Here is a 13,359-nt window from a genome sequence, read left to right as displayed (position 1 = left end):
GCACAGAGTCTTCATTCTCCGCTCAGGTCAACCGGGCTGCCAGCCTCTTCGCGTTCATATAGGCGATCGCTTCGATGGAGATCATCGGATTGACGCCGGAGGCGGTGGGGAAGCAAGAGCCGTCGGCGACGACGATATTGGCGACTTCCCAGGTGGCGCCGTCGGGATCGGTGGCCGAGAGTTGCGGGGAGCCGCCCATTCGGGCCGAGCCCATGATGTGCAGGGCGCCCATCGCGCACTGTCCGGGCCCGTAGCCCGCGTCGCGGCAGGATGCGGCGAACTCGGCGTGCGAGCCGCGGCGGCCTGGTTCGTAGGCCACGCCGGTCTGATGGCCGGAGAAAATGCGGCGGGCGCCTGCTGCCTCCAGAATGCTTGCGGCGCCTTCGATTCCGGTGTGCAAGTGGGCGGCGTCGTAGGCCGAGAGGCGGTAGTTGACGGTCGGGTCGCCGGGTTTGTCCACGGTGACGGTGCCCGAGTCGCGGTCGCGGGTGATGACGCCGATCGGGGTGGTGCGGGCGAAGTCGAGCAGCGTGCTGCGGTGCGCGTCCGCGCCGCGCCAGCCCATGAAGCCGATGGCCAGGCCGGGATGGACCGGACCCGTCTCGTAGATGACGCCGTAGCCGTTGCCGTCGAGATCCGCGTGCTGACGGCAGATGCGCCCCTGTAGCGCGCCCTCCCAGCCGCGCAGCTCCTCGTCGAAGACGCCGAACACCGCGGCGGCCGGATGTAGGCGCAGGTGACGGCCGATGTTCTCGTTGCGCAGGCCGGAGCGGCGCAGCAGCGCTGGTGTCTGCACCGCGCCCGCCGCGACCACGACGGCGCGGGCCCGCACCTCTATCTGGGCTCCGGACGGGGTGATCGCCGAAACGCTCTCGGCCCGACCGTTTTTCACCTCGATGCGACGGACGTTCGCATCGATGACCAGTCGCGCGCCTGCCGTGGCGGCATCGGCGAGCCAGGTCTTGGTGGCCGACTGCTTGGCACCGAGACGGCAGCCGTAACCGCAGCTGCCGCATTCGGTTCCGGCATCGCAAACCTCGGAGACGTTGCGCGGCAACGCGTCTACTGCCCAGCCGAGTCCGTGCGCTCCGCGTTCCAGGACGGCGTCGCGGGCCGACAGCGGCGAACGGGTACCGGTGACGCCGAGTCTGCGGTTTACCGCTGCGAGGGCCTCGCCGAACTCGGCCTCGGCGAACTGTGCCGCACCCAGTTGGGCCCATTCCGTGCGGACGTCATCGGGGGTGGGCAGCGAGGTGCTCCAGTTGACCACGGTGCCCCCGCCCAGGCAGGTTCCGGCGACCAGGGTGATCTGTCCCTCGGATGAACTGGCGCCGGGGGCGTAGAGCTGTTCCAGGGCGGCAAGTTCGCCCGCGCCGAAATCCTTGTCGTCGTAGTAGTTTCCGCGTTCGAGCACGATCACGTCGAGACCGGCTTCGGCCAGCACGGCCGCCGCGGTGCCGCCGCCCGCGCCCGAGCCGACGATCACGACATCACAGGTGAGCGTGGTGTTCTCGGCATACCGCGTCGGTGCGAGGGTCGGCTGTGGTGCGGTGCTGAGCGCGCCGGTCGGTGCCGGATAGCCGATCTCTTTCCACAGGGGATTGGTGCCGGTGGGGCCAGGAGTCACGTTGTAGGACAACAGCGCCGCCTGCTTGAGCGCTTGGAAGATCGCGCGCACGGGCGCCAATCGCGAATCGCCGAGGCGCAGCAGCGCCCGCTCCCGCTCCGGTTGGGACAGGGTGGAGAACCGGCGCGGGCCCGCACCGAGCAGCAACCCGGTGAGCCGAGAATCCCACCACCCCAACAGCATTGCGAGCTGCTTGCGATCGGCCTCCCGCGGGCTGCGGCTCAAGAACCGGAAGACGGTGTCGACCGCGCCGAGCTCGCTCGCCGGTGGCAAGGTCGATCCGTCGCCGGGAACGAAGGTATCGCAGATCATGCTCAGCGCTGCCCGCTGCGCGGCCGTAGGCTCCATGTGAAACTCCCCTTTTCCAGTGGCGGTCGAGTTAATCATGTCGGCCCGACTTGGCGCACTGATTGAGGCGAAGATGCAGGTGGGAGCGTTGCAAATGCGGAATGGCAATTCACTTGCTGGGACGGACTCGCGTCGATCCGGGATAGCGAGGACGGTGGTTGACGCAGAAAACCGAGGCGTGGGCCAAAGGCGCCACGCCTCAGTCGTCTCGGCTCAGTTAGCGGACGGTGCCTGCCGAAGCGGCGTCGGCGCCGTAGTTGGTGAGCCGGCCGCCGGTGTTCACCCGGACGCCGTTGCGTTCGGCATAGCCTGCGTAGGCCCTGCTGCCTTCGTAGAAGGTCCAGCCGCCAAGGGTTTTACCGTTCACCGCGACCGCGCCACCATTGGTGTTGTACAGCGACATGTGCACATGCGCGCCACTGGCGCTACCGCCACACGGCAGCTGGGTGCCGATCCTGCCGAGGTAGGTGCCTGCCGCGATCTGGGTACCGTCCTGGGCGTTGATCAGGTTCGTCATGTGGTAGTAGGTGGTGGTGTAGCCGTTGTCGTGCACGAGTTTGACTTCCGCGCTGTTGGCGCGCACGCAGGTCTTGTAGACCCGGCCCGCGCGCGGAGCCAGTACTCGCCCGTCACCGCCGTTGAAGTCGATCGAGTTGAAGGGGCGGCTGTTACCGCTGTAGCCGTGCGGTCCGCCGCCCATGTACCAGCTGTCGCCCTGCCGCCAGGGCAACGCCATCCCGATGTTGATGCCGCGGGTCTGCGGCGCGGTGAAAGCTCTCTTTTCGCCACTGCTCACGACGGATTCGGGCGCGCGCTGAACCATGCTGCCGAACTCGGCGGTCCCTTCCAGCGCTACCTTCCATTTGTCGCCGCTGCGTTCGGCGACATACAACGAGGAGGTCGGCGCCTCGTCGGCGTTTCCGACAGGGATCGTCGCGGCGCCGAAAGCCCAGTTGCCCTGCTCGCGCATGTGGTCGATCACCGGCGCCGGTGCGCGCGCGCGATCGGACTTCTTCTGCTCCAGCACGGTGGCGGTGACAGCTTCGTCCAATCCCGGTGGTGCGGCGGTGACCTGTGCGGTGGTCAGCGGGAGGGACATCGCCATCGCGATGGTCACTGTCAGAATAATGCTGCGGGTAAGCCGCCTGGTGGATCTCCGTTTGTTGAATTCCATTGCCTTGCACGCTTTCTGGAGGGTGCTGCGTTCGGTGTGGGAATGATGTTGTGCCGACCTGCAATTCGCGTATTCGAGCCGCTTGTGTGGTTGCCACGTAAGCCCTGTGCTCGGGCGAATATGCCCGGTCGGGGACATACCTCACTGTAAATCTCCGGTCTGCGTTCGAAGCTCCCCAATGGAAGTGGGGAGTATTCCGAAACGGCTAGACTGCCTATAGGATTCGCGCACGTTTCAGTGCTGTGGTGCGGCGTGTAGCCATTCGTTTGTGTCTGCGGACGCGCGCGTTTCGCGCTGGTGCAAAACTTCGCCGTGTTTCGGTGGCGGTATGACGCTCAACCCGACAGGGCGCTCAGGGGGAGTGCCGCGATGTCGGCTGCGGGACGTGAGAGGTGCAGGGCGGTGTGGAAATATCCTGCTGTTTCCTTGCCTCGGGGTTCTGCCCCCATCGCGGTTACCCCCTCGATGGCGTACTGCCGTTCTTCGGTGCTGGTGAAGCGGCGCTGGGGAAAGGTCGAAGCAGCTGTCTCGGTGATGAGTTCATGGCGGGCCAATCCGTCGGCGATCGGCTGGTAAGACCCGGTCCGCAGGACAAACGCGGCAACCCATGCCGGTGCGTCGATACCGGTGAGAATCGGCTGGAAGGTGCGGGGCGAGAGAAAACTGGCTCCGCCGGTGATGGTGATCAGGCGGGCCTGCCGGGCAGCGCGGCGAAAATCCTGGCTTGGCGGTGCGGTCTCGAGGTTCTCGGCGAAGCCCGCATCCAGCAGGCCGACGGCGGTGGCGTAGTCGATCGCGTTGCGGGCCGCGTCGAGTCCGATGACCGGGACCGGGTCGGGGCGCCGATGGGCCGCGTAGAAGGCACGGTCGTATTCGATCAGCTGTGCGGTCGTCAGCGTGGTCACCGCAGGCGAGACGTAATGGGCGTACAGGTCGTTCAGTGTCAGGTCGTGGTTGAGCAGGGCGGCATTGATTCCGTATGAGCAGCAGATATCGAGCACCGCAATCGGGCCGGCGAGGCCGGTGGTCGCCGGGTAAGTATCGACCAGGCGGCGAAAAATCCGTTGGGCGTGCTGCGGGGTCTGGTAATCGAACTCGCCCAGTACGCGAAAGTAGGCTCGCGGGTCGGGCTGGTCGTAGATGTTGTCGAAGGGAGTCATGGTCTGCTGCGCGGAAGGGTGCGCCTCCGTGCGATGGTTCGTGGTCCCTGCTGTGGGTTGTCCGTCAGCCATCAGGTGCTCCCTGTCTCGCCCAGCCCGCAAGTCTCTGCCGATGTACCGGACCACTATGCACCACAAGATCATTCGGGCGGGGGTGTAACGGGCGGCTGTACAGTGGTCCGAGCCGGGCAACTGAGCCCTCGGACCCGTCGATGCGGAGCGAGCCGGTTCGGATGGGGAAGAATCGCCAGTGCCCGTGGAGCGCGCAGACGCTAGGAGCGCGGCGTTGTCTGGAAAGATGGAGGTCGTGGGAGCGCAGCCGAAGGACTACTCGAACGTGCGAATTGTCTTGCGTCCGTTCGGTGAGTTGATTCGAGCCCGGCCTGAAATGTACTTCGGGCGCTGCCGCCGTGAGAATCCCCGGCTGGCCGGCGCGGTTGTCGATGCGGTGGTGGCGGATACGCTGTCGCTGCCGGACCAAGTGGCCCTGCAGGTTGAAGTGGTCATCGAGTCGGACCACCGATTCACCGTCACGGACAACGTTGTCAACGAGATGGGCAAGCTCGACGAGTACGGCTTGCCATTCAATCGATGGGCACTCGGCGCGTTGCTTGCGGTCAGCGCACGAACCTGGATCGAGATCCGAACCGCGGATCGACACTGGCTGCAGGAGTTTGCGGGGACAAAGCCCGTCGAACCCCCACGCGAACAGGAGCCGACCGAGAGCTTCGGCACCCGGATCACGTGCGAGCTCGACCGCGACTATTTTCCTGCGACTACAGTGCTGCCAGCTGCCGAAGACCTGCTGCACGCACGGGACGACCGGGTGACCGTCATGGATCTGCGAGATCAGCGGCCCACCCGCCGAGCCTGGCCGTAGCCGATGGGCGAGGAGTTGTCATCGGCGGTACATCCACTCGCGTAGTTCTTCCCGGCCAGAGCCGTAGCGGGCACCTCGGCGGATTCTTCGGTAGGAATGCGTAGTGAGGCTGCAGCGCTCGTCCTCGCTCCGTCGGACCTGTGCCTAACGCTGTTCATGTCCGCGAACAAGTTGGAGGAGTACCCAGTGGAACTACGGGATTCGAGCAACGCCACCGTGCTGTCGATCGGCTTGGCCCCCAGCGCCATCGACTACAGTCGCTATCCGGATCTCGACGAAGCGACATTCACCGCCCGCATCGAGGCGGGCGAAAACGCGCTCCGTGCAGCGGGATTCGACCTTGTTTCGTGCCAGGTGCCCGCGGACCCCGACGCCGCCGAGGCGAAGCTGCGCGAGTCAGCCGCAGGCAGCTCGTTCCGGGTCGCCATGATCGGTGCGGGCGTGCGCATGGCACCCGAGCACACCTTGCTGTTCGAACGTCTGGTGAACGTGGTCACCGAGATCGATCCCGGAATTCGGTTGTGTTTCAACACTTCTCCGGAAACCACGATCGATGCGCTGCGCCGCTGGGTCCAGCCCGTCGAGAGCTGAGATCGGACGAGGTTGTCTCGGGGAGATCGTCTGCTGCGGTGACGCCGACCCTCCGGTCAGGAGCGCTACCTCTGGATCAATTCGGTGGCGCTGATCAACGAGCGGGCACGATGATAGCCACTATGAGACCCGCAGTCGGTGCCGCTCTGCTCCGATGCGACGAGTGCGGCGGATATGAATACGGCGGCGCCCCCGACTGCCGCCGATGCAGGCTCCTGGTCGACGCCATCATCGAGGACGAGTGGCACCACTTCTTCGAGCAGTGGCAGGGCGAAAACGAACACGACGTCGCCCGCCTGATTGCCGCCGAACCCGACCGGCACGACTGGCGAATCGTCGACGCCGCACTCGACCGCATCGTCTGCGACGAATGCGGCAGCCGCCTGAGCCGCGGTCCGATGAACTGCTCCACCTGCAACCTCGCGCACGGATTCCGTTACGCCGCAATCGAATCCGACCGCCCAGGCGTCCCCCCGGGCAACGAACACGCCATCCGCGTCAACATCTCGGTAGTCCGCAGACCACAAATGACATCAGCACAAGAACTTCTGGCCCGCCGCCTCTTCCTCCCCGCCCTACTGGTCGGCTTCCTGCCCACCACCGCACAAGCCCAGCGCATCAGCGCAATGATCAAGTCCGATCCCAGCCCGAAACGAGCCTGCGCCCTGGCAGATGAGTGGCTCCGCGATCAGCGGAAGTCGTGAACGCATGGCTGCGGTGCCAAGCCCGCTCGAAAGAGTTGCGATCGACCCCACCTGACCACGCCAAACCTGCAACTCCCGAGATGCACTGCTGGACAATCGATCAGGAGGAACTGATGCAACTCGCCTCTCGGCCGATACCATCCTCAATTCCCCCTGATCAACCGACCAACACAAAGACGGTGCCGCGATCGCGGCGGTAGCGGCGGCATGACTGCGGTCGCCTCGCATAGGTATCGCACGTCGGCGGGGGCCGCGTCTTTGGTGTGTGAGTCGCGGGGGAAGGCGGGTGAATTCGCCGAAAAGCCGAACGCAACGACGCCGTATCTGGTACAACATCGCCGTGGTGGCTGCCAGTGGTTGGCTGGTCCGGGAACGGATCTCGCCGGGTTGGCCGGTGTCGGTGCGATGGTTGCGGGTCTCGAGGTAGTGGACTCGGGCGGCGAGTCCGGCCCAGCCGCGGGCAGTGTTGATTGATCGTGCGTTAAGCTCTCGGAACTTGAGGTTGCTCCTCCGTTTACGGCTGTGTCTGCACGAGGTGGATAGCGGGCGTCGGGGGAGTCGTTCGCATGCACGGCGGGCCGCGAAGGTGCTGTACGGGCCCTGAACTCAGCACTATCCGGTACCTCTAGGAGAACCCATTCGTGTCCGTATACCTCTATCGGTGGGGCAAATTCGCCTTCCGCCGCAAGTGGATCGTTCTGCCGGTGTGGCTCGTGCTGCTCGGTGCGCTCGGCACCGCGAGCGGTGTGCTGAGTACTGCGATGAGCGACGAGTTCAGCATGCCGTCGCTGCCGTCGGAACGTGCCACGCAGATCCTGGACAAGCAGTTCCCGGGCATGTCGGATCAGTTCAGCATCGACGCGGTCAGCGGTACCTACGTCATCAAGGCGCCCGAAGGTACCAAGCTGACGGACAAGAAGAACAGCGCCGCCATCGATGCGTTGATCGCCGACTTGAAGGCGTTGTCGGTAGCTGGCCATAAGCTGGTCGCCGAGAAAGACGCTGCGGCGCTGAAGAACCCGGTCGCCGCGACCGAGGCGATGGGCTGTCTGAAAAGCGCCGACCCGGCCGTGTGCGCCGGTGCCCCGCTCAATGTGCTGAGCGCGGACGCACCGGCCACCGTCGCCGTACTGTCGGTGCAGTTCGACATCGCGTCGTCGATGGACATCACCGACGAAGAACGCCGCGCCGCTTACGATGTGGCGAACCCGGCCCGCGAGCAGGGCTTGATCGTCGAGCTCGGCGGAGCCATCGAGCAGCAGCAGGAGCAGCCGAGCGGCCAGGCCGAGATGATCGGCATGGGCGTGGCGCTGGTCGTCATGGTGATCGCTTTCGGCGCCATCGTGGCCGCGTTCGTGCCGATCATCACCGCCGTCGTCGGCCTGGGCGCCGCCATGTTGCTGATCTCGCTGAGCACCTCGGTCATCGAGGTCCCGAGTTTTACGACGTTCCTGGCGTCGATGATCGGTATCGCGCTGAGCATCGACTACGCACTGTTCATCGTCTCGCGTTATAAGCATGAACTGCGGGTCTCGGCCAATCCCGAGGAGGCGGCGGGCATTTCGGTCGGCACCGCAGGATCGGCGGTGGTGTTCGCCGGCCTCACGGTCATCGTCGCCCTGGGTGCGCTGAGCATCGTCGGCGTGAACTTCCTGACCTTCATGGGCCTCGGTGGCGCCATCGCGGCCTTGTTCGCCGTGCTCACCGCCATCACCCTGATGCCCGCGCTGCTCGGCGCCTTCGGACGCTTCCTGTTCAAGCCGAAGCTCCCGCTGGTCGCTCGACACGATCCGGAGGACGACACCTCCGTCACCAACGGCATGCGGGTGGGCCGACTGATCGGCAGGCGGCCATGGATCGCGCTGACCATCGCCGTGGCCGCCCTCGCCGCACTGTCCATTCCGGCGCTCGGGTTGCAGCTGGGTCTGCCGGGTGAGGACAGCTTCCCGCCCGAATCCACGGTCCGCCAGGCCTACGACATCCGGACGCAGGGCTTCGGCGAAGGCAGCAACGGCGTCCTGACCGTGGCCGCCGACCTGGAAAACGTGCCGGAAAGCGCACGCGCAGCCGCGGTCACCGCGCTGCGCGACCGGCTGGCCGAGTTCCCGGTGATGGACTACGTCACCACGCCGCAGTTCAGTGCGAACAAACTCGGCGTAATGCTCAGCGGTGTCCCGAAATCGGGTCCGAACAACCAGGACACCAAGGATCTGGTGCGCGACGCCCGCGCCGCCGAAGGCGCACTGACCGAGCAGTACGGCATCGAGTACGGAATCACCGGCACCACCGCTATTTACGCCGACATGGACCACGTCCTGCTCGGCAAGATCGTCCCCTACCTGGCGATCGTGGCGGGTGCGGCCTTCGTACTGCTGATCCTGGTGTTCCGGTCCATCCTGGTTCCGCTCACCGCGGCCCTGGGTTTCCTGCTGTCGATGGCGGCCACCTTCGGTGCGACCGTATTGATCTTCCAGGAGGGCGCCTTCGGCCTGATCGCCGATCCGCAGCCGATCGTCAGCTTCCTGCCGATCATGTTGATCGGGTTGGTATTCGGGCTCGCGATGGACTATCAGGTCTTCCTGGTGACCCGCATGCGCGAGGAATACGTGCAGGGCCAGTCGCCGAGGTACGCCATGATCTCCGGCTACCACCACGGCGCCCGGGTGGTCACCTCGGCGGCGATCATCATGATCTCGGTGTTCGGTTCGTTCCTGCTGGAATCCGACGCCACCGCCAAGTCGATGGGCTTCGCCTTGGCCTGCGGTGTCGCCATCGATGCCTTCGTGGTGCGTATGGTGCTGGTCCCGGCGTTGCTGGTGATCATGGGCAGGGCGTCCTGGTGGATGCCGCGGTGGCTCGACCGCATGCTGCCGGACATCGATGTGGAGGGGGCGAAGCTGCGCGAACTGCGCTCCGCTCCCGCCGAACCCGAACCCGAACCCCCACGCGAGTCGGTGTTCGGACCGATTGTCGCTGCGGACTCCGAGCCACTGGAGTCGGTGCGGGTCGGGGAGGAGATCTGGGAACCTGCCGCGCCGGCCATCGCCGAACCGGATCCGGTGCCGGCCACAGCTGCCCATGAAGCCACGAACAATATTGGGTCGCAACGGCTGTCGAGCATCGCGACCGAAAAGTCCGTCGCCTCGACCAGCCGCCGGACGATCGGCGGCTGCATTCGCCGGGACGATGGGCACCCGGTACCGGACGCGGCCTTGACGTTGATCGACCAACGTGGGCAACAGGTTTCGCGCAGCACCGGCGACGGCGACGGTAACTACGACATCGAACCGCCCACCCCGGGCAGCTATGTCCTGATCGTCTCGGCGAACGGGCATCAACCGGCCGCGGTGAACGTCACCGCCTCGGGCTGGGCTGCGCAGCACGTCGACGTCACGTTGCAAGGGGCAGGCGAGTTGTCGGGTGTGGTGCGCACCGCTGCGCGCGAGCCGGTGTCGGATGCCACGGTCACCGTGACCGACCTGGCCGGCGAGGTGGTCGGCTGCGCCGTGACGGCCGCGGACGGCGCTTACGCCTGCAAGGGTGTGCTGGCGGGAACCTACACGCTGGTGGCGGTGGCCGCCCGGATGCGGCCCACCGCAACGACATTGACCGTGCCGGACAGCGGCCGGTTGCGTTTCGACGTCGAGCTGGCGCCGATGGCGATGCTGTGGGGCACGGTTCGGGCCGGTGACCGGGCGGTGTGCGACGCCCGGGTCACCGTGCTCGACTGGTCCGGTACCGCCGTCGGCACCGCCCACACCGACGAGAACGGCCGGTACGCGGTGACCGACCTGCCCGAGGGCGAGTACACCGTGCTGACTCGCGGTTATCCGCTGGTGACCGGCCGGGTGACCATCACCGGCAGCCGAGTCGACCACGATGTCCGGCTGGGGTTCGACGTCGACGAGTACGTGAACCAGCTGTGACCCAATGCTTCTCGCGTAGGACAGGGTGATCCGGGTACTCGCGGATGCACGGCACCCAGCCGAGCACGGTGGCCTTCGACCTGGATGGCAGGCGGCGGTCGAGAGCCTACGTCCCGCTACGACAGGATCTCGACGTATCCGTCCGTGCCGTTCACGCGGATGCGCTGCCCGTCGCGGATCAGCTCGGTGGCGTGCTCCACGCCGACAACGGCGGGCAGACCGTACTCGCGGGCGATCACCGCGCCGTGCGTCATCAGGCCGCCGACTTCGGTCACCAGGCCCTTGATCGCCACGAACAGCGGGGTCCAGCTGGGATCGGTGTAGGCGGTGACCAGGATGTCGCCCGCTGCGAGATCGGCCTGCGCGATGTCGGACAGGACGCGGGCGCGGCCCTCGATCGTCCCGGCGGACACCGCCATACCGGGCAGCGCACCCGAGGGCAGGTCCGCGCGCCGATACGCGCCGGTGAAGGCCGCACCGTCGGAGGTCAGCACGCGCGGCGGAGTGAGCGCCTGAAACGTGCGGAACTCGCTTTTGCGTTCATCGATGAGCTCTGCACTTGCGCGCTGGGTGCTCACCACCTCGCGGAGCTCATCGAATCTCAGGTAGAAGATGTCCTCGGGCGCACGAAGAACACCGGCCGCCACCAGGCGTTCGGCCTCACGCAATAGGGCCTGCTTGTAGACGAAGTAGCGGCTGATCATGCCGTACTTCGGATACTCCCGATACCCGGCGAACGTCCGGACGCGGTTGATCATCCGCTCGGTCTCTTCCGCCTTCTGCGCGCCATCCGGCAAGGCGCGCAAGCGTTTCAGCAGTTGCTCCTTCTTCTGCTCGGCGTCGCGCAACCCCTCCTCGAAGCGCTGCCTGCCCGCGCCGGGCCCGAAGTTCTTGATATTGCCGAGAATCGTCGGCACGAGGGTGACGGGGCTTTCGCTCCACCGTGGCCTGGTGATGTCGATCTCGCCGGCGCAACGCATGCCGTATTTCTCGAGGAAGTCCTCGATCGCGGCTCGTGCCTCGCGGCCGCCGCGGTATTCGCTCAGCTCGTCCAGGAAACCGTCCGGCGCCTGCTGTAGGTAAGCGACCACTTCGGGATGCGGCCGGATGACATCGGCGACGTTCAGCAGTGCCAGGCCCATCTCCGATGTCACGTTTCCGGGCACCGACTGGGTGAGCGCATCGGCGGCGTTCTTCTCGCCCAGCCATTCCCGCAGCCGATCATTGAGCCACTCGGACGCGTCCATCGCGGCGGTGATCACTTGTAAACCGCGTGGGGTGAACAGGACTCGGCGCAGCTCCTGGATATCGGCTCGGATGAAGACGAGCAGCGCCGGTCCGGACTCGGTCCGGATGTCGCGTTTCAAGGCGGTGAGGGAGGCCTCGCTGTCCGCGATCAGCTCGGTGACGATGCCAGGATCGGTCTCGATGGCCGGAGGTGTGACCGGGGGCGGCGGTGCTTGGGCCGAATCTTCTTCCGGCACTTGACGAACGAAGTCACGGTCGATCACGGCTTGCAGCGCGTCACCGATCAGTGGATCCGATTTGCCGAGTGCCGCGGCCAGGCCGGAGCTGGTTGTCGGCGACGACAGCGCTGTGGTGACATCTACGAACAACCGGCCGCCCGCGTCCCGCATGGGTGCCCGGCTGGTGAGCTGCCACAGCGAAATGCCCAGGGGTTTCATCGCATCGGTCATCATCTGCTGGTGGCCGACCGATACGTAGACGCGGTTCTCCTCGTCCGCCGCCGCCGGAATGGGGAACAGTGTGGTGATCGGCCTGCTCTGCACGATGCGGATATCCGCGTCGTCCAGACACCATTCGATGTCCTGCGGGCTGCCGAAATGTGCTTCGATGCGGCGGCCCAGTCGTGCGAGTCGCAGCACCTCGGCGTCGGAGAGCACCGGTTCGGTGCGGTGCTGCTCGGCGATCTCCCGCACCTGTGTGCCGCCTGTCGGCGCCGGCTCGACAGCGAGTTTTTTGGTCGCGATCGTGCTGCTGATGATGATGTCGTCGCGAACCTGGTAGACGTCGGCGTTCACGAGGCCGGACACGAGGGCCTCGCCCAGACCGAAGCCCGCATCGATGGAGACGACGGTCCGGTCGGAGGTGAGCGGGTCGGCGGTGACCAGGATGCCCGCGGCGCGCGGGAACACCATCCGTTGCACGACCACCGCCATGCGAATTGTTTTGTCACCGAATCCGTTTCGTAGACGGTAAGTGACGGCCCGCTCGGTGAACAGTGAGCCCCAGCAGCGTCTGACATGTTCGAGGATCGCGGCGGATCCCACGATATTGAGATAGGTGTCCTGCTGGCCGGCGAAGGACGCGGTAGGCAGATCCTCGGCCGTTGCGCTGGAGCGGACCGCGTAGGCGTCCTCCGCACCGAGCCGGGTGTGCGCCTCGATGATCTCGGCGGCGACGTCTTCCGGAATGGGAAGTTGTTCGATCGCGGATCGGATCTGCGCGCTCAGTGCGCGGATAGCCTCCTGATCATGTGGTTCGAGGCGCGACAGCTCGCCGATCAGGTCCGCGATCGACGGCGCGCCCGCCAAGGTTCGTGCGAAGGCGTCTGTGGATACACAGAAGCCGTCCGGCACCTCCACGCCATCGATCCGGGCGAGCTCACCGAGGTTCGCACCCTTGCCGCCGACGATCGCGATCTGTGTCCGGTCGATCTCCCCGAAGCCGAGCACATAGGCCATCCCGCTACTCCTCACCTGGTGGTTTCGCATATCGCGAGCGATTATGGACTACAAATCGGCTGCTCATGAGGACCCCGGATCGTGTATAAAATAGAAGGGGGAAGGGGACGATGCCCCGGCTGCGTCAGTACCGTCGGCGTCAGGCCGATCTGCCACAGGTGTGAGCTCGAGGTCGTAGCAGGCGGTTTCCGGAAATCCATTGATGAGGCAGTTATCGCTGCGCGGCTGCGACTTTCATGGTCCC

General features: G+C 65.8%; 8 protein-coding genes and 1 pseudogene. 5 read left to right on the top strand and 4 right to left on the bottom strand.

What is annotated here, in order from left to right; genetic code table 11:
* Positions 1-22: 22 nt before the first annotated feature.
* The 3 genes from DBO33_RS24675 to DBO33_RS24665 all read right to left on the bottom strand — a co-directional run bounded on the left by DBO33_RS24675 (position 23) and on the right by DBO33_RS24665 (position 4,381).
* Positions 23-1,975, bottom strand: coding sequence for a GMC family oxidoreductase (locus tag DBO33_RS24675; protein WP_107657178.1), 1,953 nt, complete (start codon positions 1,973-1,975; stop codon positions 23-25).
* Between the two features lie 217 nt (positions 1,976-2,192).
* A complete protein-coding gene (locus DBO33_RS24670; protein ID WP_159080470.1) occupies positions 2,193-3,092 on the bottom strand; it encodes a M23 family metallopeptidase in 900 nt (299 codons plus the stop codon).
* 392 nt (positions 3,093-3,484) lie between these two features.
* A complete protein-coding gene (locus tag DBO33_RS24665) occupies positions 3,485-4,381 on the bottom strand; it encodes a hypothetical protein (protein ID WP_199856746.1) in 897 nt (298 codons plus the stop codon).
* Positions 4,382-4,565: 184 nt separating this feature from the next.
* Between DBO33_RS24665 and DBO33_RS24660 the strand changes: the two genes are divergently transcribed.
* The 5 genes and pseudogenes from DBO33_RS24660 to DBO33_RS44735 all read left to right on the top strand — a co-directional run bounded on the left by DBO33_RS24660 (position 4,566) and on the right by DBO33_RS44735 (position 10,410).
* Entirely contained in the window at positions 4,566-5,189 is a 624-nt protein-coding gene (locus DBO33_RS24660; RefSeq protein WP_159080469.1) for a hypothetical protein, read from the top strand.
* 186 nt (positions 5,190-5,375) lie between these two features.
* A complete protein-coding gene (locus tag DBO33_RS24655) occupies positions 5,376-5,780 on the top strand; it encodes a hypothetical protein (protein ID WP_199856745.1) in 405 nt (134 codons plus the stop codon).
* A 122-nt stretch (positions 5,781-5,902) separates the two neighbouring features.
* On the top strand, positions 5,903-6,484 hold the full coding sequence (locus DBO33_RS24650; protein WP_107657173.1) for a hypothetical protein: 582 nt from the start codon (positions 5,903-5,905) through the stop codon (positions 6,482-6,484).
* A gap of 641 nt (positions 6,485-7,125) precedes the next feature.
* Positions 7,126-9,426: pseudogene (locus DBO33_RS24645) on the top strand (MMPL family transporter); the annotation flags it as partial.
* 12 nt (positions 9,427-9,438) lie between these two features.
* Positions 9,439-10,410 (top strand): MSCRAMM family protein, encoded by a 972-nt coding sequence (locus DBO33_RS44735; RefSeq protein ID WP_234391392.1) that lies wholly within the window; start codon positions 9,439-9,441, stop codon positions 10,408-10,410.
* Positions 10,411-10,526: 116 nt separating this feature from the next.
* Here the strand turns inward: DBO33_RS44735 and rph are convergent, their stop codons facing one another.
* Complete coding sequence (gene rph / locus DBO33_RS24640; RefSeq protein WP_107657172.1) at positions 10,527-13,115, bottom strand: rifamycin-inactivating phosphotransferase; 2,589 nt, start codon at positions 13,113-13,115, stop codon at positions 10,527-10,529.
* Positions 13,116-13,359: the final 244 nt, after the last annotated feature.

This window comes from Nocardia suismassiliense (assembly GCF_900269665.1).
Classification (GTDB): Bacteria; Actinomycetota; Actinomycetes; order Mycobacteriales; family Mycobacteriaceae; genus Nocardia; species Nocardia suismassiliense.
The sequence above is the reverse complement of the archived record's forward strand: the minus strand, read 5'-3'. Positions and strand labels throughout refer to the sequence as shown.